The sequence below is a fragment of the Streptomyces sp. NPDC001980 genome, from assembly GCF_040296885.1.
Lineage (GTDB): Bacteria > Actinomycetota > Actinomycetes > Streptomycetales > Streptomycetaceae > Streptomyces.
On record NZ_JBEOYD010000080.1, the window covers coordinates 1 to 23765 of the forward strand.

The following is a 23765-nucleotide window of genomic DNA, read 5'->3' on the forward strand; positions in this document are numbered from 1 at the left end:
ATCTCCGCCTCGGGTCGGGCACAAGTCCGGCCTCTCACGCGTTACGTGCGCTGGCCCGCGCCCCTAAAGGGGCGGCTCCACCGGCGCCCCCGAAGGGGCGCGGGGAACTGCGCGACCAGCCACGATGGCGCCGCACCCGACCGACGGCCTGCTACGGCGACTCCCCAAGCAGCCGTACCAGTTCGATCCGGGATCGAATCCCCAACCGGCTGAAGACCCCCCGCAGATGGTGGTCGATGGTGCGGGGGCTGAGGTTGAGCCGGTCGGCGATCTCGCGGTTGGTGGCGCCCTCGGCGGCCATCCGGGCCACCATCAGCTGCTGGGCGGTCAGCGCGGCGGCCGGGTCGGTCCCGGAGTGCGGGGTCAACGGGGTGCCCAGGGCGCGGAGTTCGGCGCGCGCCTGGGCGGCGCAGTGCGGGGCGCCGAAAGACTCGAAGGCCTCCAGGGCACTGTGCAGCCGGTCGCGGGCCTCGGTGCGCTGCCGCAGCCGGCGCAGCGCACCGCCGAACAGCAGCTCGGTGCGGGCACGTTCGAAGTCCCGGGTGCCGCGGGCGTGCAGGTCCAGTGCGGCCCGGTAGTGCTGGACGGCCTCGGCGCCGGGGGCGAGCAGGGCCCGGCAGCGGGCGCTGAGCGCGAGGTCGTCGGGGCTGCGGACGGCGGTGGCCCAGCGGTGGTAGTCGGCGTGCGCGGCGCGGGCGACCCGGGTGTCGCCGGTACGGACGGCGGCCTCGACGTAGTGCGGGGTGGCCAGGTGCCGGATGGCCCGGTGGCCGTGTCCGGGGCCGAACCCGGCGAGGGCGCGCAGTCGGGCGGCCGCCGCCGGGAAGCGGCCGTTGGTCAGGTCGAGGAAGGCGAGCGCCCACTGTGCGAGGGCGGCGGGCAGGCCCAGTCCGTGCGCCCGGGCGTGCGAGCGGGCGGCCGCCGCGCGCTCCCGGCAGGCCTCCTCGTCGCCGGTGACGGCGGCGAACATGGCGAGCGCGGCCTGGAGATGGCAGGCCCCGTTGTCCTGCCCGGTGGCGTGGGCCTGGCGCAGGGCCTCGCGGGCGGCGGCCTCGGCGGCCCGGGGGCGCCCGGTCCAGAAGTCGGCGTAGGCACGGAACTCCATGGCCTGGGCGACCGTCCCGGGGATGCCGCGCGACCGGGCGGAGGCGGCGGCCCGGAGGGTGGCGGTGACGGCCCGGGTGTGGTCGCCGAGCATCAGCGCGGCGATGCCGGAGTGGATCAGCAGGCCGGGGTCGCCGCCGGGCCCGCAGCGGCCGGCGGTGCCCTTGAGGAGGACGCGGGCGTCGGCGTAGCGGCCTTCGACGGCGCAGGCGAGGGCGGCGAGGATGCCGGACGGCGGGAGGTCCAGCCACTGGGCCAGGACATGGGCCTCGCGGCAGCGTCTGAGGTCGCCGGTGTAGACGGCGGCCTCGGTGGCGAGGGCGAGGAGTTCCACGGCATCGGCGGAACGTTCCTGCCTGACGGCGGCGGTGAGCAGGGCGTCGAAGGCCTCGGCGGCGTTGCCCGCTCTGAGGGCGAGGACGCCGTTGAGGGCGGAGTTGTCCGTACGGGCGGCGAGCCGTCTCGCCCGGTCGGGCTCTCCGGAGCGCCAGGCGTCGGCGGCGGCCAGGGCGAGCAGCCGGGCCTCCTCGACCGGGTCGGGGCAGAGGTCGGCGGCCCGTTCGGCGAGGGCACGGGCCAGGGCGGGGCGCCCTTCGGAGCGGGCCCGGTCGGCGGCGGTGCGCAGCTCCGCCGCGAGCCGGGCGCTCGGGCCCAGTGCGGCGGCGCCCCGGTGCCAGGAGCGGCGGGCCGTTTCGCCCTTGCCGCCGAGCACCCGGGTGAGCAGCAGGTGGGCTTCGCGTCGGTCGGCCGCCGAGCCGGTCTCGTAGGCGGCGATCCGGGTCCAGGGGTCCCGGAAGAACACCCCGCCGGCGCTGGCGTGGGCGACCCCGGCCGCCTCGGCCGCCTCCAGCGGGCGGGTGTCGAGCCGGCCGGCGGTGACCGCGCGCAGGAAGGCGTGGGTGGCCACCGGGTACTGGTCGGCGGCGGCGAGCAGCAACAGCAGCCGGGTCTCGTCGGGCAGTGCTCGGATCTCCCGGCGCAGGGCATGGAGCAACCCCGGTGCCAGTTCGGCCGGTTCGACCGGCAGCGGGTCGGCGCCGGCGGCCTGCCGTTCGGTGAGGCGCGGCACGAGTTCGGCCACGGCGCGCTGGTCCTCGTATACGACTCGTGTCACCCGGGCACGGACGCCCTCGGGGAGCGTCGAAGCCGGGCAGGGCCCCGCTTCGGTCGGCTGCGGTGGCGAAGTGCGGTCAAGGTGTGGGGGGTTCACCGGTATCACCACACGAATGACGTTACTGGCGAGTTAGTTGATTCGTAAAGACTGGCGACTTCACCGATGCGGCGCGCGTAGACCCGTCCCGACACTCCTGAACAACCCCACCCGTTTCAGGAGGCATCATGCAACGCGCCAAGCGTCGCATCGCAACCGCTCTGTCGGCGATAGCCGGTTCGCTCCTTCTGTCCCTCCCCCTGAGTGCCGGCACCGCGCACGCGGCGAGCCACGACCCGATCGTGTTCGTGCACGGTCTGAGCAGCGACTCCAGCAGCTGGAACGACTGGATCGCGGACTTCGAGGCGGACGGCTACTCGTCCTCCGAGCTGTACGCGATCTCGTACGACTGGACGAAGTCCAACGTCACCACGGCCTCGACGCTGTCGACCTACATCCAGTCCGTCCTCTCCAAGACCGGTGCCTCGAAGGTCGACCTGGTGGTGCACTCCATGGGTGCGCTCAACAGCCGCTACTACCTCAAGAACCTCGGCGGGACCTCGTACGTGGACCACTTCGTGTCGGTCGCCGGGGTGAACCACGGGACCAGCGTCGCCTCGCTGTGCGGGTGGCTCTACACCTCCTGCAAGGAGATGACGACCGGCAGCTCGTTCCTGACCGCCCTGAACTCCGGTGACGAGACGCCCGGCAGCGTCTCGTACGCGGCGTACTGGTCGGACTGCGACGCGGCGATCGACCCGGACACCTCGGCGGAGCTGAGCGGGGCGACCAACGTCGACGTCGGCTGCATCTCGCACACCGACATGAACAACGACTACGGCGTCTACGAGCAGGTGCGCGACTTCATCGGCTGAGCCGTTCGCGGCAGCGGGGGTGCGACGGGCCGTAACGGGGGACAATCACCGTAGACCTGCTTCCGTCCGGAGGTCTGGAGACCTGAGGGTCTGGAGGTCGTCATGCGGCTGTTGTCCGCCGGCGCCGGGACACCGGTGCGGGATCCCGTCCACCACCCGCTGTTCGCGCGTTTCTATGCCCGCTGCAGCGTCACCGCCGAGACCGGTCTCGGTATGGCGGCGATCCGGGAGCGGCTGCTCTCCGGGCTGTCCGGGCGGGTGATCGAGATCGGCGCGGGCAACGGGCTCAACTTCGCCCGGTACCCCGGTTCGGTCGCGGAGGTCGTGGCGATCGAACCGGAGCGCACCCTGCGGCAGTTGGCAGCCGATGCCGCTGTGCGCGCCGACGTCCCGGTGGACGTGGTGCCGGGCGCGGCGGAGGCGCTGCCGGTGAAGAGCGAGGCGTTCGACGCGGCGGTGCTCTCGCTGGTGCTGTGCAGTGTCCGGGATGTGCAGCGGGCGCTCGCGGAGGTACGGCGGGTGCTGCGGCCGGGCGGTGAGCTGCGGTTCTTCGAGCACGGCGCGGGCGGTGGCCCGGCGATGAGGTTCACCCAGCGGGCCCTGGACCGGACGGTGTGGCCGCTGCTGGTCGGCGGCTGCCATCTGTCCCGGGAGCCGGTCGCCGAACTGCGCGCGGCCGGGTTCGAACTCGGCCCCTACCGCCGGGTGTTCCTGCCGGAGAACGGCCCTCGGCTGCCCTCCTCGTTCTGCGCGCTGGGTGTCGCCCGCAAGCCCGCCGAAGCGTGAGCACCGGCGTCGCCGGACCGCTCACAGGCTCCAGCGGCGCAGTTCCTCCGCGATGTCGGCGACGCCCGCCTGGCCGTTCTTGACCAGCCGGGCCAGGTCGCGGACCTGCTCGGGCGAGGTGGCGACCTTGAGGCCGCTGGCGACCAGGTAGGCGTAGGCGACCGAGGACGCGAACAGGGCGTTCGAGCGCTCCAGGGCCGGGACGTGGATCAGAAGCTGGAGCAGGGCGGCGGCCCGGGCGTGCGGGGTGTCGTAGACGGGGACGTCGAATATCTCGGCCTGATGCCTGGCGACGGCGGCGATCAGCGCACCCCAGTCGGTGACCTGCGGGTCACCCGGGGTCTTCTGTTCGGCGAGCATGAGAAGCCAGGCGAGGTCGATCGTCAGGTCGCTCAAGGGATCAGTGACGACCTTCGGTCTTGTCAGTGATGTCGGCATCGCGCGTCTCGCCGAACTCCTCGGCGAAGACGGACTCGTACTGCTTCATGAAATCGGCGGCGGCCTCGACGAACGTGCGGCCGGCCTCACCCGTGTCCTGCATGACCAGTTCCTCTATGTAGCGGTTGACGCTCACACCACGCGCGAGAGCGCGCTCGCGGGCCGCTTTGGCGGTGCCCTCGTCCACGCGCACGTTCAGCTGGGTCTTCGCCATACCTCGAAGCTAGCGCGGATGCGCTAGCAATGCCAGCGCGCATCGGAATCGAAAAGTGATACCGGCTGTGGGACGGGTCACACTACGCTCGACCCGGACAAAGAGGTCGGGTGAAGTCGCGTGACACGGGGAGGCAGTCTTGTCCACAGCAGCTGCGGAGGCGCCCGCCGCCGACGGGGTCGCGGCCCGTGCTCGCGGGCTGACCAAGGCGTACGGCGCGGGTGAGACGGCGGTGCTCGCACTGGACTCGGTGGACGTGGACATCGCGCGTGGCCGCTTCACCGCGGTCATGGGGCCCTCGGGCTCCGGCAAGTCCACGTTGATGCACTGCCTGGCGGGGCTGGACACCGTGTCGGCCGGTCAGGTCTGGCTCGGCGGGACCGAGATAACCGGGCTGCGGGAGCGCGAGCTGACACGGCTGCGCCGGGACCGGATCGGGTTCATGTTCCAGTCGTTCAACCTGATCCCGACGCTGAACGCCGCCGAGAACATCACCCTGCCCATGGACATCGCGGGCAAGAGGCCCGACGAGAAGTGGCTGGACCAGGTCATCGACACGCTCGGGCTGCGGGACCGCCTCAAGCACCGGCCCGCCCAGCTCTCCGGCGGTCAGCAGCAGCGCGTGGCCTGTGCGCGGGCGCTGGCCTCCCGCCCGGAGCTGATCTTCGCCGACGAGCCGACCGGGAACCTGGACTCACGGGCGGGTCTGGAGGTGCTGGGCTTCCTGCGGGAGGCGGTCGACCAGCTCGGCCAGACGGTCGTCATGGTGACCCACGACCCGGGCGCCGCCGCCCACTCCGACCTGGTCCTCTTCCTCGCGGACGGCCGGATCGTGGACCGGATGGAGGAGCCGACGGCGGACGCCGTACTCGAACGAATGAAGCGATTCGACGTCGGACGCGGGTCCGCTGGGCCCGAGGAGGACTGACCCGGTGCTCAAGGCAACCCTGCGCAGCTTCCTCGCGCACAAGGGACGGCTGATGCTGTCCGCGCTGGCCATCGTGCTGTCCGTGGCGTTCGTCTCGGGCAGCCTGATCTTCTCCGACACCGTCACCCGCACCTTCGACCGGCTGTTCGCCTCCACCTCCGCCGACGTCACGGTGGAGCCGAAGCAGGACCTCAAGTCGTCGGTGCCGACCGGCGCCGTCCAGACCGTGCCGGCCTCGCTTGCGGGCGAGGTGGCGAAGGTCGCCGGGGTCGCGGACACCCACGCGGACGTCTCCGTGCAGAACATCGTGGTGGTCGACAGCCACAACAAGTCGGTCGGCCCGACCACCGGCGCCCCGACCATCGCCACGGACTGGTACCTCACCCACCGCAGCCCCGTGAAGCTCACCTCGGGCCACGCCCCGCAGGGCGCCGGCCAGGCGCTGCTCGACGCGGACACCGCCGACAAGAAGCACGTGCGCATCGGCGACACGCTGACCGTGCAGGCCCAGCCCGGCACCTTCAAGGTGGAGATCGTCGGCATCGCCACCTTCACCACCACCAACCCCGGCGCCGCCCTGGTCTTCCTCGACCCGGCGGTGGCCGCGAAGGAGCTGCTGGGCTCCCCCGGCCGGGCCACCAGCATCTCGGTGGACGCGGCGCAGGGGGTGACGGACGCCCAGCTCAAGAGCCGTATCGGCGCGGCGATCGGGACCGGGACGTACGACCTGAAGACCGCCGACGAGCAGGCCAAGTCGTCGGCCGCGGACCTCGGCGGATTCCTCGACGTCATCAAGTACGTGATGCTGGGATTCGCCGGAATCGCCACCCTGGTGGGCGTCTTCCTCATCGTCAACACCTTCTCCATGCTGATCGCCCAGCGCACCCGTGAACTGGGGCTGCTGCGCGCCCTGGGCGCCGACCGGCGGCAGGTGCGGCGGTCGGTGCTCACCGAGGCGGTGCTGCTGGGTCTTGTCGGTTCGACGCTGGGTCTGGGCGCCGGGGTCGGGCTGGCGTTCGGGCTGATCAAGCTGATGAGCGCGTTCGGGATGAACCTCAAGGCCACCGAGATGGTCATCGGCTGGGGCACACCGGTCGCGGCGTACGTCGTGGGCGTCGGCGTCACCTTCGTCGCCGCGTATCTGCCCGCCCGGCGCGCGGCCGGCGTGTCGCCGATGGCGGCGCTCGCCGACGCCGAGATCGCCGGGATCGGCAAGCCGTTGAAGGTGCGGGCGATCGTGGGCACGGTCGTCGGTGCGATCGGGGCCGCGGCCCTGGCCGGCTGCGCGACGGCCACGAAGACCGCCTCCGCCGCCTCGCTGCTCGGCCTCGGGATCGTCCTGACCCTGATCGCGACGGTCATCGCGGGCCCGCTGCTGGTCCGGCCGGTGATCCGGGTCCTGGGCGCGGCCTTCCCCGCCCTCTTCGGCTCGGTCGGCCGGATGAGCCAGCGCAACGCCCTGCGCAACCCGCGCCGTACCGGCGCCACCGCCGCCGCGCTCATGGTGGGGCTCGCCCTGGTCGGCGGGATGTCGGTGGCCAGCGCCTCCATGTCCAAGTCCTTCGACCAGCAGATCGACAAGACGCTGGGCGCCGACTTCGTCGTCCAGAACAGCAACTTCCTGCCGTTCACCCGGGAGATCACCGACAAGGTGCGCGGTACGGAGGGCGTGGGGCTCGTCGTACGGCAGCGGTTCACGCCGGTGGCGGTACGGCTGCCGGACGGCAAGCGGGTCACCACGACCGCCGCCGGATACGACCCCCAGGTCGACGAGGTCGCCCATGTCGCCTACAAGGGCGGCGACACCGCGGCCGCGCTGGCCGCCGGCAGCCTCGGCATGGACCTCACCTTCGCCGAGGACCACAAGGTGCGCCTCGGCAGCGTGCTCCCGGTCGAGTTCCCGGGCGGCAAGCGGGCCGAGATGAAGGTGGGCGCCCTCACCGACCAGGACAGCGGCAGCGGCTTCGGCACGCAGGGCGGGCTGTTCTTCGGCATCGCCACCGTGGAGAAGTACGTCCCCGACGGCCAGGACTCGTCGCTGTACGTCAACCGGGCCCCGGGCACCAGCGCCGACCAGCTGCGCTCGCGGCTGGAGCAGACGCTGGCGCCCTACCCGCAGGTCCAGGTCCGCGACCAGGCCGACTACAAGAAGCTGGTGCACGACCAGATCGCCGTGCTGCTCTACCTCGTGTACGCGCTGCTCGGGCTCGCGATCGTGATCGCGGTGCTCGGGGTGGTCAACACCCTGGCCCTGTCGGTCGTGGAGCGCACCCGGGAGATCGGGCTGCTGCGCGCCATCGGGCTGGGGCGGCGGCAGTTGCGCCGGATGATCCGGCTGGAGTCGGTGGTGATCGCGGTGTTCGGCGCGGTGCTGGGCCTCGCGCTCGGCCTGGTGTGGGGCGTGTGCACCCAGCAGGTCCTGGCGCTCCAGGGCATGAAGGCCCTCGCCGTCCCGTGGGGCACGATCGTCGCGGTCGTGATCGGCTCGGCGGTCGTGGGCATCGTGGCCGCGCTGCTGCCGGCGTTGCGCGCATCGCGGATGAACGTGCTGGCGGCCATCGCGCACGAATGACTCAGGTCGCCGCACGAGTGGTTCAAGTCGCCCACTGCTGAGGAGAGCCGATACAGATGCCGCGTCCGTTCCGCTTCGGGGTCAACCTGCTCACGCCCGCGTCGGCCGACGAGTGGCGCGCGAAGTGCCGGCGCGCAGAGGAACTCGGGTACGACGTCATCCTCGTCCCCGACCACCTCGGCATGCCGGCGCCCTTCCCGGCGCTGGTCGCGGCGGCCGAGGCGACCGAACGTCCGCGGCTCGGCACGTTCGTGCTCAACGCGGGCTTCTGGAACCCCGTGCTGCTGGCCCGCGAGGTGGCGACGACCGCCGCGCTGACCGGCGGCCGTCTCGAACTCGGGCTCGGCACCGGCTATGTACAGGCGGAGCACGACCGGGCCGGGCTGCCGTTCGGCTCGCCGCGTGAGCGGGTGGCCCATCTCCGGCGCACGGTTGACGAGTTGCTGAAGTCGGACGGGGCGGAGGTGCCGCTGCTGATCGGCGGCAACGGCGACCGGATGCTGCGGCTGACCGCCGAGCACGCGGACATCGCGGCCTTCGCCGGGGCCCGCTTGGTGCCGGGGAACACGGAGGGCCGGCTGGATCCGGTCACGGCCGAGGAACTGGATGAACGGGTGGGCCGCTACCAGGAGTTGGCGGCATCGCGTGCCGAACCCGCCGAACGGAACCTGCTCATCCAGATCGTGGCGGTCACCGACGACCCGGCGTCCGCGCTCGGCCCGCTGCTGGAGCGGCGACCCGAGTTGACCTTGGAGCAGGCCCTCGCCCTGCCCACCGTCCTCGTCGGCACGCTGGAGGAGGTCGCCGGGCGGGTGCGAGGACTGCGCGACCGGTACGGGTTCTCGTATCTGACCGTCCTGGAGCCGTACATGGAGGCGTTCGCCCCGGTGCCGGCGGAGCTGTCCGCCTAGGGGAATCAGCCGGTGGGCGAGGGGGCGGGGCGAGAGCTCAGTGGGTCACGGCCGAATGCCGAAGGGCCCGAGTACGCCGGCGTCGATCCGCAGCGACTCCAGCAGGGCGGCGGCGTTGTCATACGTGAAGACGTCGGCCGCCGCCAGCTTGCCGAGGTACTTCGCGGCGACCGGATCGGCCGCGGTCCGCGCCACCGCGTCGAGGTAGGTCCTGAAGATCGCCCAGGCGTTCCCGGCCGGCCCGTACTCCCGGAAGTACGGCGCGGGGTCGACCGACTTGACGGCGGACCGGACGGCGGCCTCCAGGTCGGCCATGTACTCCTTCTGCAGCTCGCCGTCGGCCCGGACCCCGAGGCGGCCGAGATGGCCTCCGACCAGAGTGGTCCAGGGATAGGACAGCGCCACGTCGTGCGCCTTGATCCAGGCGGGGATGTCCTGGGAGACGGCGAGGTTCTTGAACGGGACCCATCCGGGGAAGAGCACGTCCACCAGCATCAGGGTCTGGTAGGCCGGGGCATGGACGTAGATGTTGTCCGGCGCGTGGTTCGGCCCGTGATACGCCAGTTCCAGATGCTCGCCGCCGACGGAGAGGGTGTACCGGCTGTCGAAAGTCACCCTGGGCGCCGGCCGGTTGGGGTCGCCGGCACGCAGCAGAAGTTCGCGGTTCACCTTGTGCCCGATGCGTACGACGTCGTCCCCGAACAGGACCGACGCGCCTATGTGGTCGGCGTGCGCGTGCGAGTGGACGAGGTAGGTCACCTTGCCCGGTCTGCCGTTGGCCCCGGTGACGTCCTCGATGGCCCGCAGGAGGTTGGTCCCGATGGTCGGCGGTGCGTCGACCAGCACCACGCCGTGCCTGGTGCTGAGGAACATCGCCTGGTAGTAGGCGTCGGTCACCCAGTACAGGTTCCCCTTGATGCGGCCGACGTAGTAGCCGTCCGCGTTGAGCGCCGGGCCCATGGACCCCGCGGGCACGGGCTCGAAGCCGGGGAGCCCGGCCGTGTCGGCTCTGTCGACCGCATCTGCGGTACCGGCCGCCGCACCGAACAGGCCGACGCCGGTGGGGACTGCGGCAACCACCGACGCACGCCTCAGGAACGTACGCCGGTTCGCGTCGGTGGAACGGGAACCGATGGGCTCGGACGTCATAAGTCCTCCTCTGGAGAACGGAGTTGATGCACGGGCACGACATATGGTTGAACCATAAACGACTCTAGTTGAACCGTAAACTATGAATGCGGAAACCCCTCGCCGCGCAGACCGGCACTCTGATTGGCTCGCGCCATGAGCGATCTCCGCATCCGCCACGCCGCCCACTCCGACATCGACACCGTGCTGCGGTTCTGGCGCGAAGCCGCCGAAGGGACCAGCATCAGCGACGACCACGACGGAGTTGCCCGGCTCATCGAGCGGGACCCCGAAGCCCTGCTCCTCGCGGAGCGCGACGGCCTGCTCACCGGAACCGTCATCGCCGGCTTCGACGGATGGCGGTGTTCCGCCTACCGGCTGGCCGTACACCCCGACCACCGGCGGCAGGGCATCGCCGCCGCCCTGCTGGACGCCGCGGAAGAACGCTTCCTCAGCCTGGGCGGACGGCGCGTGGACGCGATGGTGCTGGTGCGCAACGAAACCGCGCACCACGCCTGGCGGGCCGCGGGGTACGAGTCCCAGGAGCAGTGGCGGCGATGGGTGAAGACGCTGACGACCGGCGACCACTGAGGCCACTTTGCCGATCCTTTACCATTGGGGGAGTCGTCGTTCCTCGATGAAAGGTGTGTGAGCGTCCGGCCATGGGTGAGCCTCCCAGTCCTGTCCGTCGGCAACGCCGCGCGGTCCCGACCGCCCTGCCCGATCATGGGACGGAGGTGACCCGATGACCGAAGTGCTCCTCCTGCTGGTGGCGATCCTGCTGTCGCTCGCCTGCGGTGCCTTCGTCGCGGCCGAGTTCTCGCTGACCACGGTCGCGCGCGGCGAGCTGGAGCGTGCCGTGGAGCGCGGCGAGCGCGGGGCGGCCGGCGCCCTCAAGGCCGTACGGAACCTGACGTTCCAGCTCTCGGGGGCGCAGCTCGGCATCACGGTCACCAACCTGGTCGTCGGCATGCTCGCCGAGCCCTCGATCGCCAAACTGCTGGCCGGACCGCTGGAGGCGGTCGGCATCGCGGCGTCGGCGGCGAGTTCGCTCGCGCTGGTGATCGGCACCGCGCTGTCCACGGTGTTCCTCATGGTCGTCGGCGAACTGGTGCCCAAGAACTGGGCGATCTCCGCACCGCTGGCCGTGGCCAAGCGGGTGGGCAACGCCCAGCGCTGGTTCAGCGCGGCCTTCCGGCCGTTCATCACGCATCTGAACAACACCGCGAACCGGCTGGTTCGGCGGTTCGGCGTGGAGCCCGCCGAGGAGCTGGCCTCCGCCCGGGGGCCGCAGGAGCTGGCCGCTCTGGCCCGGCACTCCGCCAAACAGGGCGCGCTGGAGGCGGACACCGCCGAGCTGTTCGTGCGCACGCTCAACCTCGCCGATCTCACGGCCGAGAACGTGATGACCCCACGCGTCCAGGTCGTCGCCCTGGAGGTCAGGGCGACGTGCGAGGACGTGGCGAACGCGACCCGGGCGACCGGCCTGTCCCGCTTCCCGGTCTACGAGGACAGCCTGGACTCGGTCGTCGGCACCGCCCACATCAAGGACATCGTGGCCATGCCCGCCGAGGAGCGGTCCCGGGTCCGGGTCGCCCAGGTGATGCGCGAGCCCCTGCTGGTCCCCGAGTCCCTCACCGTCGACCGTCTCCTGGACCGCCTCGGCGGCCGGCGCACCATGGCCGTCGTGATCGACGAGTACGGCGGTACGGCCGGGGTCGCCACCCTGGAGGACATCGTCGAGGAGGTCGTCGGCGAGGTACGCGACGAGCACGACCCGCACGAGACGCCCGACCTCGCCCCCGCCGGTGCCGACGCGACGGGCCGCGCGCTCTACTCGGCGGACGGCGCGGCCCGCATGGACCAGCTCGCGCGCGTGGGCCTCAGGGCGCCCGAGGGGCCGTACGAGACGCTGGCCGGGCTGGTCGCGGCCGAGCTGGGCCGGATACCCGAGACCGGGGACGGTGTCGAGGTCGCCGGGTGGCGGCTGGACGTGGTGGACGCGTCGGGGCGGCGGGCGGCCCGGGTGCTGCTGCACGCGCCGCTCGACGACGAGGCGGAGCAGGAGGGGCAGCGGTGACCGCCGTACAGCTGCTGATCGGTTTCGCGACGCTGGTCGTGAACGCCTTCTTCGTCGGCGCCGAGTTCGCGATGATCTCCGTGCGCCGCTCCCAGATCGAGCCGCACGCGGAGGCGGGCGACCGGCGGGCCAAGAGCGTGCTGTGGGGGCTGGAGCACGTGTCCGCCCTCCTGGCCGCCGCCCAGCTCGGCATCACGCTGTGCACGCTGGTGCTCGGTGTGGTCGCGGAGCCCGCGATCGCGCATCTCCTGGAGCCGGTGTTCCACGCGCTCGGCGTGCCCACGAGCGCGGGCCATGCCGTGTCCTTCGTGATCGCGCTGTCCCTCGCGACCTACCTGCACATGCTGCTCGGCGAGATGGTGCCGAAGAACGTGGCGCTGGCCGAGCCGGTGCGCAGCGCCCTGCTCCTCGGTCCTCCCCTGGTCGCCCTGTCCCGGGCACTGCGCCCGGTGATCTTCACGATCAACGCCTTCGCGAACGGCCTGCTCAAGCTGCTCCGGGTGGAGACCAGGGACGAGGTCTCGGCAACCTTCACGGACACCGAGCTCGCCGAGATCGTCAAGGACGCCAGTGAGGCGGGCCTGATCGACGACCGGGCCCAGGAGCGGCTGCACGACGCCCTGGAGCTGGGCCGCCGGCCGGTGCGGGACGTGGTGGTACCGCTGGAACGCGTCGTCTACGCGCGCGTGGGCGTCACCCCGGAGGAGCTGGAGCGGCTGTCGGCGGAGTCGGGCTTCTCCCGGTTCCCGGTGGTGGACGAGGGGCGGCGGATCGTCGGCTATCTGCACGTCAAGGACGCGCTGGACGCCTCGCCCCGGGACGAGGCGTTCCGGCTGCGGGACATGCGGCCGATCGCACGGGTACGGGAGGACACACCGCTGGACGACGTGCTCACCGCGATGCGCGGCAGCCGTACCCATCTGGCGGGCGTGCTCGGCGACGACGGGCGGCTGGCCGGGCTGGTGACGATGGAGGACGTGCTGCGGGAGCTGTTCGGGCAGCACGCCTAGGCCTCACCGGAGAAGGAGTCACCGTCGGAGGGAGTGACCGACCGACGGGTATGCGCCCCGGGATACCATCTCTGTCGCCATGCAGAAGAACCCGGTGCTTCCCGCACACTCCAGCCTGGTCGCGATCGGCGACTCCTTCACCGAGGGCATGTCGGACCTGCAGCCCGACGGCTCCTACCGAGGCTGGGCGGACGTCCTCGCCGCCCGGATGGCCGCCCGCACCCCCGACTTCCGCTACGCCAACCTCGCGGTGCGCGGCAAGCTGATCGGGCAGATCGTCGCGGAGCAGGTGGACGTGGCGGTCGCCATGCGGCCCGACGTGATCACGCTGGTCGGCGGCCTCAACGACACGCTGCGCCCCAAGTGCGACATGGTCCGGGTCCGGGACCTGCTCACCGAGGCGGTGGAGCGGCTGGCGCCGGCCTGCGACAAGCTGGTGCTGATGCGCAGCCCCGGCCGCCAGGGCCCGGTCCTGGAACGGTTCCGGCCGCGCATGGAGGAGCTGTTCGCCGTCGTCGACGAGCTGGCCGAGCGGCACGGTGCCCTCGTCGTCGACCTGTACGGCGCGCCCTCGCTGGCCGACCCCCGGATGTGGGACGTGGACCGGCTGCACCTGACGGCGGAGGGGCACCGCAGGGTCGCCGAGGCGGTCTGGCAGACCCTCGGCCACGACCCCGAGGACACCGAGTGGCGCACGCCGATCCCGGCCACGGCGCCGCCCGGCTGGGTCGCGCGCCGCGCCGCGGACGCCCGCTTCACCAGGCAGCACCTGCTGCCGTGGATAGGCCGCCGCCTCACCGGCCGCTCCTCGGGCGACGGCCGCGAGCCGAAGCGCCCGGAGCTGCTGCCGTACGAGGCGTAGGGCGGCTCCCGTGTCCACCCGGGTGATCAGTGTCAGGGGCCGCATCCACGAGTTCGGCCCCCGGCTGGAACACGCTCCCGCGGACGTCGTCTACGTGGGCCGCCGCTGGACGATGGGCGGCTGGGACCTGCCCCGCCATCCGCTGTACAACCCCTTCGCGTACGACACCCCGAAGAAGAAGCGGGACGGCACCCGGGCCGAGGTGATGGCGATGTACCGGGCGTACCTGCTGGAGCGGCCCGAACTGCTGGAACTGGTGGCCGAACTGCGCGGGATGACCCTGGCCTGCTGGTGCGCGCCGGAGCTGTGCCACGCGGACGTCCTGGCGGAGCTGGCCTGCGTTCCGGAGCGGTGACGCGGCTCTCGTACGTTCACACGAGCGGGCCCGCGACGCTGGCCTGCAGGAATCGCCAGTAGAATCCGTACACGTGACTTCAGCCGCGCCCGCCAAGCCCCGCATTCCGAACGTCCTCGCCGGACGCTACGCCTCCGCCGAGCTCGCCACGCTCTGGTCGCCCGAGCAGAAGGTGAAGCTGGAGCGGCAGCTCTGGCTCGCCGTGCTGCGGGCCCAGAAGGACCTCGGGATCGAGGTGCCGGACGCGGCGATCGCCGACTACGAGCGGGTTCTCGACACCGTGGACCTGGCGTCGATCGCCGAACGCGAGAAGGTCACCCGGCACGATGTGAAGGCGCGGATCGAGGAGTTCAACGCCCTCGCCGGCCACGAGCACGTGCACAAGGGCATGACCTCCCGGGACCTGACGGAGAACGTCGAGCAGCTCCAGATCCGCCTCTCGCTGGAACTGATGCGGGACCGTACGACGGCCGTCCTGGCCCGCCTGGGCAAGCTGGCCGGCGAGTACGCCGAACTGGTCATGGCCGGCCGCTCGCACAACGTGGCCGCGCAGGCCACCACCCTCGGCAAGCGTTTCGCGACCGCCGCCGACGAGCTGCTGGTGGCGTACGGCCGCGTCGAGGAGCTCCTCGCCCGCTACCCGCTGCGCGGCATCAAGGGCCCGGTCGGCACCGCGCAGGACATGCTGGACCTGCTGGGCGGCGACGCGGCGAAGCTGGCCGAGCTGGAGGACCGGATCGCGCGGCACCTCGGCTTCTCGCAGGCGTTCACGTCGGTCGGCCAGGTGTACCCGCGCTCGCTGGACTACGAGGTCGTGACCGCGCTCGTACAGCTGGCCGCCGCCCCCTCCTCCCTGGCCAAGACGATCCGGCTGATGGCCGGGCACGAGCTGGTCACCGAGGGCTTCAAGCCGGGCCAGGTCGGCTCCTCGGCGATGCCGCACAAGATGAACACCCGGTCCTGCGAGCGCGTCAACGGCCTCATGGTGATCCTGCGCGGTTACGCCTCGATGACCGGCGAGCTGGCCGGCGACCAGTGGAACGAGGGCGACGTGTCCTGCTCGGTGGTGCGCCGGGTGGCTCTGCCGGACGCCTTCTTCGCACTCGACGGTCTCCTGGAGACCTTCCTGACGGTCCTCGACGAGTTCGGCGCCTTCCCGGCCGTCATCGCCCGCGAGCTCGACCGCTACCTGCCCTTCCTCGCCACCACCAAGGTGCTGATGGGCGCGGTGCGGGCGGGTGTCGGCCGCGAGGTCGCCCATGAGGCGATCAAGGAGAACGCCGTCGCCACCGCGCTCGCGATGCGTGAGCAGGGCGCCGAGCGCAACGACCTGCTCGACAAGCTCGCCGCCGACGAGCGGCTGCCGCTGGACCGCGAGCAGCTGGCGGCGCTGATGGCCGACAAGCTGTCCTTCACGGGCGCGGCCGCCGCCCAGGTCGGTGTCGTCGTCGGCCGGATCGAGGAGATCGTCAAGCAGCACCCCGATGCCGCCGGTTACACCCCCGGAGCGATCCTCTGACCAGCCGCTCCCCTCGCTTCACCGCGGCGGAACTGGAGGCCGCCCGCGACCGTCTCGTCCCGGACGTGCTCGCGGACGGCCTGCACGTCCTGTTCTGCGGCATCAACCCCGGCCTGATGACGGCCGCCACGGGCCACCACTTCGCCCGCCCCGGCAACCGCTTCTGGCCGGTCCTGCACCTGTCCGGCTTCACCCCGAGGCTGCTGAAACCCGCGGAACAGGGCGAGTTGCTCTCGTACGGGCTCGGCATCACGAACGTGGTGGCGCGGGCGACCGCGCGCGCCGACGAGCTGACGGCCGAGGAGTACGCCGAGGGCGGGCGCCTGCTGACGGCGAAGGTCACGCGGGTCCGGCCGAGGTGGCTGGCGGTGGTGGGCGTCACGGCCTACCGGGCCGCCTTCGCCGACCGCGGGGCCCAAGTGGGGCCGCAGGAACGGACGATCGGGGAGACGCGGGTGTGGGTCCTGCCGAACCCCAGCGGGCTGAACGCGCACTGGACGGCGGCGACGATGGCGGAGGAGTTCGGGCGGCTGCGGGTCGCGGCCGAGGGCTAGCCGGTCACGGCGGGTCCAGGACTGTCGGGAACTCCCGCGCACACAATGCGTCGATCACGGCGAGGCACTTCGCGATGTCCATGTGATCCAGTAAAGCGGGCGCCACTGACACTCGGCGTATCGTCAGGCGTCCCGCCGGCGCAGACTGCGGACCCCGGCGAGCAGTGCCACCGCCGTCCACAGTCCGGTCACCGCCAGTCCGGTCCATGGGCCCAGGGCCCCGTCGCGGTCGCTGTGCAGGACTGCTTGGCCCGCCCGGTCGGGAAGGAAGTCGGCGATGCCGGCCGACAGATCGCCGATCACGAACGACACGATCAGCAGGAGCGGGACCAGGATGCCGAGCGTCGCGGTCCCGCTGCGCAGCACGGCCGCGAGTCCCGCCGCGAACAGGGCGATCAGAGTCAGGTAGACGCCACAGCCCAGCGCGCCCCGCAGCCCTTCCGGCCAGGTCGGTCCGGCTGTTCCGAGCAGGAACCGGCCCAGCATCAGGGTGACGAGGCCGGTGACCAGTCCGACGGCGAGCACGGGCAGCGCGATCGCCGTGGCCTTGGCCGCGAACCAGCGCCGTCGGTCGGGCACCGCGCAGAGGGTGAGGCGCAGGGCGGCGCCCCGGAACTCGGACGTGACGGCCGTCGCGCCGAAGGCGACCGCCGCGATCTGTCCGAGGGACACGCCGGAAAAGGTGGCGAAGAGCGGGTCGGAACCGCCGGAACTCGCTGCCGCGAGCGCGGAGAACGCGACCGTGGCGACCAGGACGGCGCACAGCGTGCCGACGAGCGGGCGGAGCGTACGGATCTTGATCCACTCGGCGTGCAGTACGGGCCGGAACGGCATGGTCAGGCCTCCTGGTGGTGTGCGGTGAACTCGGCTTCGGACGAGGTCAGATCGAGGTAGGCCTGCTCCAGGGTGGCCTCCTCCTGGGTGAGTTCGAGGACGGGGACGGCCGCTTCGGCCAGCAGGCGGCCGAGGTCCTCCACGCGCGCGTGCCGTACCGTCCACACCCCGTCGGCGCCGTGTGCCGCCTCCTGGCCGTGCCTGGCGAGCAGTTCGGCGAGTCGTTCGTCGTCGGTGGTGCGGATCCGCGCCGCGGGCCGCACGCGCGCGTGGATGAAGTCGCGGACCGGGGTGTCGGCCAGGAGCCGGCCGCGGCCGAGGACGATCAGGTGGTCCGCGAAGGTCGCCGTCTCGTTCATGAGATGGCTGGAGACCAGCACCGTGCGGCCCTCGGCCGCCAGTCGGCGCAGCAACCGGCGGATCCAGACGATGCCTTCCGGGTCGAGGCCGTTGGCGGGTTCGTCGAGCAGCACCACCTCGGGGTCCCCGAGCAGGGCGGCGGCGATCCCGAGCCGCTGGCGCATGCCCAGGGAGTACGTCCGTACCCGGCGCCGGGCGGCGGGCGCCAGCCCTGTCTCCTCCAGCACCTCGTCGACGCGGCGGATCGGGATGCGGTTGCTCGCGGCCAGGGCGCGCAGGTGGTCGCGTCCGGTACGGGAGCCGTGCGCGGCGTCGGCGTCGAGCAGGGCGCCCACCCGGCGCAGGGGCTCGCGGAGTCCGGGGTAGGGGCGACCACCGATCGTGGCGGTTCCGGAGGTGGCGTGGTCGAGGCCGAGGACGAGGCGCAGGGTGGTGGACTTGCCGGCGCCGTTGGGGCCGAGGAAGCCGGTGACGCGGCCGGGGCGGACGGAGAAGGTGAGGTGGTCCACGGCCGGGCGGCCGCCGTACTCCTTGGTGAGGTCGTGCACGTCGATGCTGGTCATGGCCGACAGCCTCGCCGGGCACGGGGGTTGGGGTCCTCCCCCGCCGGTGGGGACCGTCTCCCCCGCTCGGGGGAGGGCCGTTGTCGGTGGGGCCTGTCACGATGTCCGCATGATCCGCTTTCTGCGCCCGCTGCTGCGGGGGACGACGTACACGCGCCTGCTGCATCTGTGGGTGCCGTTGCTCGTCGTCGCCCTGTGGCTCTTCGTCGACCCGTCGAGGCCGTGGGTGCCCGCGCTGGTGCTGCTCCCGGTCGGGCTGATCCCGGCCGTGCGCCGGGGCGAGGGTGTGCAGGCGCGGCTGCTGCTCACGCCCGGTGAGGAGGAGTCGGCCATCTCGCAGACGCCGTCGGCGACCTGGCGGGACCGGGGGCGCACGGTGGTGTGGCTGGAGGCGCGGATGGTCGTCGGCTCGGCGGGCGCGCTGGCCTCGGTGTGGCTTCCGGCCATCGCCTTCGACCTCGGCAGGCTCGCCGCCGGGCACGCGCCCGACGGCGTCCCGTTCCTGGACACGGCACGGCCGCACTGGGCGTACGCCCTGCTGATCCCGCTTCCGCTGATCGCCCTCTACGGGGCCGTCGTCGGCTTCGGGGAGCTGATCACCGCGCTGGCCAGGCGGCTGCTCGGTCCGTCCGCAGCCGAGCGGCTCGCGGCTCTGGAGGAGCGCACCGAGCAGCTTCTGGAACGCGCGCGCATCGCGCGCGAGTTGCACGACTCGATCGGGCATGCGCTGACGGTGGCGGTGGTGCAGGCGGGCGCGGCCCGGACGGCGGGCGATCCGGAGTTCACCGACCGGGCGCTTGCGGCCATCGAGGAGACCGGCCGGAGCGCACTGGAGGATCTGGAGCGGGTGCTGGGCGTGCTGCGGGAGTCCCGGCGACCGGTCAGCGGGCGGCCCACGCTCACCGACGCCGACCGGCTCCTGGAGTCGGCGCGCGCCTCGGGTTCCACAGTGGACGCGGAGGTCACCGGCCCGCTGGAGACGGTGCCGGGGCCGGTCTCCCGGGAGGGCTACCGCATCCTCCAGGAGTCGCTCACCAACGTGCTGCGGCACGCGGGGGCCGTACCCGTGCGGGTCCGGGTGACCGTGGCAGGCGGGGTGCTGGACCTGGAGGTGCGCAATCCGCTTCCGGGCGCGACACCGGGGCCCGGGCGGGGCAGCGGGCTGCGCGGGATCCGCGAGCGCGCGGCCCTGCTCGGAGGCCGCGCGCGTACCGGACCGGTCGAGGGTGACTGGCAGGTGCACGCCGAACTGCCGGTGGGTTGATCTACGCTGCCCACATGCCGGTCACCGTCCTGCTCGTCGACGACGAGCCCCTCGTACGCGCGGGCCTGCGGGCCGTGCTGGAGGCGCAGCCCGACATCGAGGTGGTCGGGGAGGCGGCGGACGGGGCGGCGGTGATCCCGCTGGTGCGGCAACTGCGGCCGGACGTCGTCGCGATGGACGTACGGATGCCGCTGCTGGACGGGATCGAGGCCACCCGCGCGGTGCTGCGCACGGTCGCGGAGCCGCCGAAGATCCTCGTGGTGACGACGTTCGAGGACGACGAGTACGTGTACGAGGCGCTGCGCGCGGGCGCCGACGGGTTCCTGCTGAAGCGGGCCCGGCCGGCCGAGATCGTGCACGCGGTGCGGCTCGTCGCCGAGGGCGGGTCGTTGCTCTTCCCGGCATCGGTGCGGCAACTCGCCGAACGGTACGGCCGGAGCGACGGACGGGACGCGCTGGAGTGGGCGCGGCTGACCGAGCGGGAGGCCGAGGTACTGCGCCTCATGACACGGGGGCTGACCAACGCCGAGATCGCCGCGCGGCTGGTCGTCGGCACCGAGACCGTGAAGTCCCATGTGGGCGCCGTACTGGCCAAGCTCGGGGTGCGGGACCGTACCCAGGCGGTGATCGCGGCGTACGAGTCGGGGTTCGCCGGGCTCCGCTGATCGCGGATCTCCGGCAGATCGGAGGCGTCCGGCACTCGCCGGGGTCGTCGGCGCCGAAGTACGATCCGGCCAACGTGCAGGGCAAGCTGGGAGGACGGACGTTGGCGGGATTGACCGGCGGTGATCCGTCTCTGCTGCGAAGGATCAATTCCGCAGTGGTGCTGCATGCGTTGCGGGCCACCGACTGTGCGACGCTCACCGAGATCACCCGGGTGACCGGGCTGTCCCGGCCGACCGTCGAGGGGGTCGTGGAGGGGCTCATCGAGGCCGGACTGGTCGTCGAGACGGCGGCCGAGGAGGGCGCCACCCGGCGGCAGGGACGGCCGGCGCGGCGGTTCCGGTTCCGGGCCGAGGCCGGGCATCTGCTGGGCCTGGAGATCGGCCCGCACCGCGTCGCCGCGCTCCTCGCCGACCTGGACGGCCGGGTGCTGGGGGCGCAGGCCAAGGAGGTTGACGAGACGGCCGACGCCGACGAGCGGCTGGACCGGCTGCGCACCGCCGTCGCCGAGCTGCTGCGCCGGGCCGGGGTGGCACGCAGTTCGCTGCGGGCCGTCGGGGTCGGCACCCCCGGCATCGTCGAGGCGGACGGCCTGGTGCGGCTGGGCACCGCGCTGCCCGAGTGGACGGGACTGCGGCTCGGCGAGCGGCTGAGCCGGTCCTTCAAGTGCCCGGTCCTGGTGGAGAACGACGCCAACGCGGCGGCCGTGGCCGAGCATTGGAAGGGCGCCGCCACCGAGTCCGACGACGTGGTGATGGTGATGGCCGGGCTGAGTCCGGGCGCCGGATCGCTGATCGGCGGGCGGCTGCACCGGGGGTACGGCGGGGCGGCCGGGGAGATCGGCGCGCTGCATCTGCTGGGCCGGGAGGTGACCCCGGAGACGCTGCTGTCCACCACCGACGAGCCGCTGCATCCGCTGGACGAGCAGGCGGTCGCCGAGGTGTTCGCGCTGGCCCGCAAGGGGGATGCGCGGGCGCGGGCGGCCGTCGACCGGTTCATACAGCGGCTGGTCCACGACGTGGCCGCGCTGGTGCTGGCGCTGGACCCGGAGCTGGTGGTGATCGGCGGCTGGGCGGCCGGGCTGGACGGCGTCCTGGAGCCGCTGCGCCGGGAGCTCGCCCGGTACTGTCTGCGGCCACCCCGGGTGGCTCTCTCCCTGCTCGGTGAGGCGGCGGTGGCGACGGGCGCGCTGCGGCTCGCCCTCGACCATGTGGAGGAACAGTTGTTCGCGGTGGACGGGACGGTCACCGCACGCCGCTGAGCGGCTGAGCGGCTTGCGGCTTGCGGCTTGCGGCTGAGCGGCTTGCGGCTGAGCGGCTTGCGGCTGTGCCGGGAAACGCGTCGCGCCCCGGCGGGAACCGGGGCGCGACCTGGTGTCCGGCGCGGTGGCTAGGAGGCCTGCCGCTCGGGGCCGTGGTGGATCTCCACGCCGCCGCTGTCGCCGAAGGTCAGCCGGCAGGTGTCCGCGCGGTAGGTCGCGACGGAGAGCGCGGCGGTACGGCCGACGGCGAGGAACCGGGTGGTGACGACCAGCACCGGGGCACCGGGGAGCCGGTCGAGTTCCTTGGCGTCGTCCGCGCGGGCCGAACCGAGTTCCACGGCGCGGTCCTGGCCCTCCAGCTCCAGGCGCTGCAGCTCACGCAGCACCGCACGCGCGCGGGGCGCTCCGGACGGCGCGTCGATCGCCGTCAGCTCCGGGACCGAGGCCGCCGGGATGTAGAGCAGCTCTGCGGCGACGGGCTGGCCGTGCGAGACGCGGGAGCGGCGCACGATGTGCACGGCCTCCTCCGCGCCGGTCTCCAGGGCGGTCGCGACGGCGGCGGGCGGCACCGCGAGGGTGCAGTCGGCGGGCTGCCAGGCGTCCCCGGGGGCGCCCGGCCAGGCGTGCTGGTCGGTGCCGACCGCCACGCCCATGCGCGGCGGCGCGACCGTCGTACCGACACCGCGGCGGCGCTGCAGCCGGCCCTCCAGTTCGAGCTGTTCGAGGGCCTGGCGGAGGGTGGCGCGGGCCACGCCGAAGCGGGCGGCGAGGTCGCGCTCGTTGGGCAGGATCTCGCCGACCGAGAACTCCGAGTCCAGTGCCTCACTGAGCACGGTCTTGAGATGCCAGTACTTCGGTTCCGGCACCGATTCCAGCTGCGTGGTCCCCACCCTGTCCTCCGCAATCGCCGTGGTCCGGCGGCGTTTTAACGCCCTTGTTTATTAAAGGTTGTTTTACTTATCTGCGACCATAGGGCGGCGCAGACCCTTGGTCAAGACCAATCCTCGATCCCTTGGCCAACGCATAGAAAGCGGTGCCACAGAGCGTTCACGAGGCGTTCGCGCGGGTGCGTTTTCGTGACATGACGGCAAAGCTCCCGTCGCACGGCGGGAAGCGCCCGGAGCAGGGTGACCGGCGGTCTGAGCCGCGGGCGTCACCCCTGCAGGTCCGACACGTTCCCGCATGTCAGGACGGAATCGCACCGCGTTCCGCACCCTCGCCCCAGAATGATCCGGGGACCGCCGGAGACCGGTGGTCCCGGTGCGGAGGTGGCCGGTGCGGTGGATCCGGGAGGCGGGCGCGGCATCCCGATTTAAGTCCGGAGCCATCCGCGGTGCGTTGACGGGGCGTGCCGGCGTACGACACACCCCACCGGGGACTACCCGCGAGTAGCAATTGCTGACAAGCTGTCTACGGCGTCCGCCGAAGTCGCCAGACGAGGAGCCCCCATGTCCGCCACCGTCTCGTTCAAAGCCCCGGCCGCGCACGGCCGGCAGGATGTGACCGTCTCGTACGCGCGCGTGGGCCGCGGCGAACCGCTGGTCCTCATCCACGGCATAGGGCATCACCGGCAGGCCTGGGACCCCGTGGTGGACATCCTCGCGACCGAGCGGGACGTGATCGCCGTGGACCTGCCCGGCTTCGGTGCCTCCCCGGCCCTTCCCGACGGCCTCACCTACGACCTGCCGACCACCAACGCCCTGCTCGGCGCCCTCTTCGAGACCCTGGAGCTGGACCGGCCGCACGTGGCGGGCAACTCGCTCGGCGGGCTGCTGGCGCTGGAACTGGGCCGGGAGAAGCTCGTACGGTCCGTCACCGCCCTCTCTCCCGCCGGGTTCTGGTCACAGGCCGAGCGGCGCTACGCCTTCGGTGTGCTCATCGCCATGCGGCGGATCGCGGAGCGGCTGCCGCTCCCGCTGATCGAGCGGCTGTCCCGGTCGGCCGCCGGGCGGGCCGCCCTGACCAGCACCATCTACGCCCGCCCGGCGCGCCGTTCACCCGAGGCCGTGGTCGCCGAGACGCTGGCCCTCGCCCATGCCAGCGGATTCGCCGAGACCCTGCGGGCAGGTTCCGCCGTCCAGTTCACCGACGACGTCCCCGGCATCCCGGTCACCGTGGGCTGGGGCACCCGGGACATGCTGCTGGTGCGCCGCCAGGGGGTGCGGGCCAAGCAGATCATCCCCAAGGCCCGGCTGGTCCGGCTGCCCGGCTGCGGACACTGCCCGATGAACGACGACCCGGCGCTGGTCGCCCGCGTCATCCTCGACGGCAGCCGCTGACGCACGGCCGGGCGCCGACGCCGTGTCCGCGGCGGCCGGCCGGCGCCGGTCGGCC

23 protein-coding genes are annotated in these 23765 nt (G+C 72.4%); 16 read left to right on the plus strand and 7 right to left on the minus strand.

The window, feature by feature from the left end; translation table 11 throughout:
* Positions 1 to 151: 151 nt before the first annotated feature.
* Positions 152 to 2326, minus strand: a complete 2175-nt coding sequence (locus ABT137_RS49675; RefSeq protein WP_351720386.1) for a helix-turn-helix transcriptional regulator — start codon at positions 2324 to 2326, stop codon at positions 152 to 154.
* Positions 2327 to 2442: 116 nt separating this feature from the next.
* Between ABT137_RS49675 and ABT137_RS49680 the strand changes: the two genes are divergently transcribed.
* Positions 2443 to 3129: an esterase/lipase family protein gene (locus ABT137_RS49680; RefSeq protein ID WP_351720388.1), complete on the plus strand. Its 687-nt coding sequence runs from the start codon at positions 2443 to 2445 to the stop codon at positions 3127 to 3129.
* 102 nt (positions 3130 to 3231) lie between these two features.
* Positions 3232 to 3915 (plus strand): class I SAM-dependent methyltransferase, encoded by a 684-nt coding sequence (locus tag ABT137_RS49685; RefSeq protein ID WP_351720390.1) that lies wholly within the window; start codon positions 3232 to 3234, stop codon positions 3913 to 3915.
* 21 nt (positions 3916 to 3936) lie between these two features.
* On the opposite strand, the gene ABT137_RS49690 is transcribed toward ABT137_RS49685, so the two are convergent.
* Both ABT137_RS49690 and ABT137_RS49695 read right to left on the minus strand, forming a co-directional pair.
* Positions 3937 to 4311, minus strand: a complete 375-nt coding sequence (locus ABT137_RS49690) for a fic family toxin-antitoxin system, toxin component (RefSeq protein WP_089105464.1) — start codon at positions 4309 to 4311, stop codon at positions 3937 to 3939.
* Positions 4312 to 4315: 4 nt separating this feature from the next.
* Positions 4316 to 4567, minus strand: coding sequence for an antitoxin (locus ABT137_RS49695; protein ID WP_351720392.1), 252 nt, complete (start codon positions 4565 to 4567; stop codon positions 4316 to 4318).
* 139 nt (positions 4568 to 4706) lie between these two features.
* Here ABT137_RS49695 and ABT137_RS49700 point away from each other — a divergent pair, with 139 nt between their 5' ends.
* The 3 genes from ABT137_RS49700 to ABT137_RS49710 are packed head-to-tail and all read left to right on the plus strand — an operon-like array spanning position 4707 to position 8978.
* On the plus strand, positions 4707 to 5495 hold the full coding sequence (locus ABT137_RS49700; RefSeq protein ID WP_351720394.1) for an ABC transporter ATP-binding protein: 789 nt from the start codon (positions 4707 to 4709) through the stop codon (positions 5493 to 5495).
* A 4-nt stretch (positions 5496 to 5499) separates the two neighbouring features.
* The gene (locus tag ABT137_RS49705) at positions 5500 to 8067 is read left to right on the plus strand and encodes an ABC transporter permease (RefSeq protein ID WP_351720396.1); all 2568 of its coding nucleotides are present in this window, start codon (positions 5500 to 5502) and stop codon (positions 8065 to 8067) included.
* 56 nt (positions 8068 to 8123) lie between these two features.
* A complete protein-coding gene (locus ABT137_RS49710; protein WP_351720399.1) occupies positions 8124 to 8978 on the plus strand; it encodes an LLM class F420-dependent oxidoreductase in 855 nt (284 codons plus the stop codon).
* 45 nt (positions 8979 to 9023) lie between these two features.
* Here ABT137_RS49710 and ABT137_RS49715 read toward each other — a convergent pair whose 3' ends face one another.
* Complete coding sequence (locus ABT137_RS49715) at positions 9024 to 10127, minus strand: MBL fold metallo-hydrolase (protein WP_351720400.1); 1104 nt, start codon at positions 10125 to 10127, stop codon at positions 9024 to 9026.
* A gap of 135 nt (positions 10128 to 10262) precedes the next feature.
* On the opposite strand from ABT137_RS49715, the gene ABT137_RS49720 reads away from it, so the two are divergent.
* From ABT137_RS49720 to mug, 7 genes are all read left to right on the plus strand, one after another.
* The gene (locus tag ABT137_RS49720; protein WP_351720403.1) at positions 10263 to 10697 is read left to right on the plus strand and encodes a GNAT family N-acetyltransferase; all 435 of its coding nucleotides are present in this window, start codon (positions 10263 to 10265) and stop codon (positions 10695 to 10697) included.
* A 154-nt stretch (positions 10698 to 10851) separates the two neighbouring features.
* Positions 10852 to 12186: a hemolysin family protein gene (locus ABT137_RS49725; protein WP_351720405.1), complete on the plus strand. Its 1335-nt coding sequence runs from the start codon at positions 10852 to 10854 to the stop codon at positions 12184 to 12186.
* The gene (locus ABT137_RS49730; protein ID WP_351720407.1) at positions 12183 to 13196 is read left to right on the plus strand and encodes a hemolysin family protein; all 1014 of its coding nucleotides are present in this window, start codon (positions 12183 to 12185) and stop codon (positions 13194 to 13196) included. The genes ABT137_RS49725 and ABT137_RS49730 overlap by 4 nt, the downstream gene beginning before the upstream one ends.
* A 79-nt stretch (positions 13197 to 13275) precedes the next feature.
* Entirely contained in the window at positions 13276 to 14058 is a 783-nt protein-coding gene (locus ABT137_RS49735; RefSeq protein ID WP_351720408.1) for an SGNH/GDSL hydrolase family protein, read from the plus strand.
* Between the two features lie 10 nt (positions 14059 to 14068).
* Complete coding sequence (locus ABT137_RS49740) at positions 14069 to 14413, plus strand: DUF4326 domain-containing protein (RefSeq protein ID WP_351720411.1); 345 nt, start codon at positions 14069 to 14071, stop codon at positions 14411 to 14413.
* Positions 14414 to 14486: 73 nt separating this feature from the next.
* On the plus strand, positions 14487 to 15932 hold the full coding sequence (gene purB / locus ABT137_RS49745) for an adenylosuccinate lyase (RefSeq protein WP_351720413.1): 1446 nt from the start codon (positions 14487 to 14489) through the stop codon (positions 15930 to 15932).
* A gap of 65 nt (positions 15933 to 15997) precedes the next feature.
* Entirely contained in the window at positions 15998 to 16486 is a 489-nt protein-coding gene (gene mug / locus ABT137_RS49750) for a G/U mismatch-specific DNA glycosylase (RefSeq protein ID WP_351720415.1), read from the plus strand.
* Positions 16487 to 16609: 123 nt separating this feature from the next.
* Here the strand turns inward: mug and ABT137_RS49755 are convergent, their stop codons facing one another.
* Together ABT137_RS49755 and ABT137_RS49760 are read right to left on the minus strand one after the other, a co-directional pair.
* Positions 16610 to 17320 (minus strand): ABC-2 transporter permease family protein, encoded by a 711-nt coding sequence (locus tag ABT137_RS49755; protein WP_351720416.1) that lies wholly within the window; start codon positions 17318 to 17320, stop codon positions 16610 to 16612.
* 2 nt (positions 17321 to 17322) lie between these two features.
* Positions 17323 to 18243, minus strand: a complete 921-nt coding sequence (locus ABT137_RS49760) for an ABC transporter ATP-binding protein (protein ID WP_351720418.1) — start codon at positions 18241 to 18243, stop codon at positions 17323 to 17325.
* Positions 18244 to 18352: 109 nt separating this feature from the next.
* Here ABT137_RS49760 and ABT137_RS49765 point away from each other — a divergent pair, with 109 nt between their 5' ends.
* The 3 genes from ABT137_RS49765 to ABT137_RS49775 all read left to right on the plus strand — a co-directional run bounded on the left by ABT137_RS49765 (position 18353) and on the right by ABT137_RS49775 (position 21431).
* The gene (locus ABT137_RS49765) at positions 18353 to 19507 is read left to right on the plus strand and encodes a sensor histidine kinase (protein ID WP_351720420.1); all 1155 of its coding nucleotides are present in this window, start codon (positions 18353 to 18355) and stop codon (positions 19505 to 19507) included.
* A 14-nt stretch (positions 19508 to 19521) separates the two neighbouring features.
* Positions 19522 to 20172, plus strand: a complete 651-nt coding sequence (locus ABT137_RS49770) for a response regulator transcription factor (RefSeq protein ID WP_351720422.1) — start codon at positions 19522 to 19524, stop codon at positions 20170 to 20172.
* A gap of 101 nt (positions 20173 to 20273) precedes the next feature.
* On the plus strand, positions 20274 to 21431 hold the full coding sequence (locus ABT137_RS49775) for an ROK family transcriptional regulator (RefSeq protein WP_351720424.1): 1158 nt from the start codon (positions 20274 to 20276) through the stop codon (positions 21429 to 21431).
* A gap of 128 nt (positions 21432 to 21559) precedes the next feature.
* On the opposite strand, the gene ABT137_RS49780 is transcribed toward ABT137_RS49775, so the two are convergent.
* Complete coding sequence (locus ABT137_RS49780; RefSeq protein WP_351720426.1) at positions 21560 to 22321, minus strand: GntR family transcriptional regulator; 762 nt, start codon at positions 22319 to 22321, stop codon at positions 21560 to 21562.
* A 558-nt stretch (positions 22322 to 22879) separates the two neighbouring features.
* Between ABT137_RS49780 and ABT137_RS49785 the strand changes: the two genes are divergently transcribed.
* Positions 22880 to 23710: an alpha/beta fold hydrolase gene (locus ABT137_RS49785; protein ID WP_351720427.1), complete on the plus strand. Its 831-nt coding sequence runs from the start codon at positions 22880 to 22882 to the stop codon at positions 23708 to 23710.
* The last annotated feature ends 55 nt before the right edge of the window (positions 23711 to 23765 follow it).

Excerpts from the sequence above, each read along its gene's own strand:
- ABT137_RS49680 (WP_351720388.1), top strand. The coding sequence starts at position 2,443 with ATGCAACGCGCCAAGCGTCGCATCGCAACCGCTCTGTCGGCGATAGCC.
- ABT137_RS49685 (WP_351720390.1), top strand. The coding sequence starts at position 3,232 with ATGCGGCTGTTGTCCGCCGGCGCCGGGACACCGGTGCGGGATCCCGTC.
- ABT137_RS49695 (WP_351720392.1), bottom strand. The coding sequence starts at position 4,567 with ATGGCGAAGACCCAGCTGAACGTGCGCGTGGACGAGGGCACCGCCAAA.
- ABT137_RS49710 (WP_351720399.1), top strand. The coding sequence starts at position 8,124 with ATGCCGCGTCCGTTCCGCTTCGGGGTCAACCTGCTCACGCCCGCGTCG.
- ABT137_RS49715 (WP_351720400.1), bottom strand. The coding sequence starts at position 10,127 with ATGACGTCCGAGCCCATCGGTTCCCGTTCCACCGACGCGAACCGGCGT.
- ABT137_RS49720 (WP_351720403.1), top strand. The coding sequence starts at position 10,263 with ATGAGCGATCTCCGCATCCGCCACGCCGCCCACTCCGACATCGACACC.
- ABT137_RS49725 (WP_351720405.1), top strand. The coding sequence starts at position 10,852 with ATGACCGAAGTGCTCCTCCTGCTGGTGGCGATCCTGCTGTCGCTCGCC.
- ABT137_RS49735 (WP_351720408.1), top strand. The coding sequence starts at position 13,276 with ATGCAGAAGAACCCGGTGCTTCCCGCACACTCCAGCCTGGTCGCGATC.
- ABT137_RS49755 (WP_351720416.1), bottom strand. The coding sequence starts at position 17,320 with ATGCCGTTCCGGCCCGTACTGCACGCCGAGTGGATCAAGATCCGTACG.
- ABT137_RS49760 (WP_351720418.1), bottom strand. The coding sequence starts at position 18,243 with ATGACCAGCATCGACGTGCACGACCTCACCAAGGAGTACGGCGGCCGC.
- ABT137_RS49765 (WP_351720420.1), top strand. The coding sequence starts at position 18,353 with ATGATCCGCTTTCTGCGCCCGCTGCTGCGGGGGACGACGTACACGCGC.
- ABT137_RS49770 (WP_351720422.1), top strand. The coding sequence starts at position 19,522 with ATGCCGGTCACCGTCCTGCTCGTCGACGACGAGCCCCTCGTACGCGCG.
- ABT137_RS49785 (WP_351720427.1), top strand. The coding sequence starts at position 22,880 with ATGTCCGCCACCGTCTCGTTCAAAGCCCCGGCCGCGCACGGCCGGCAG.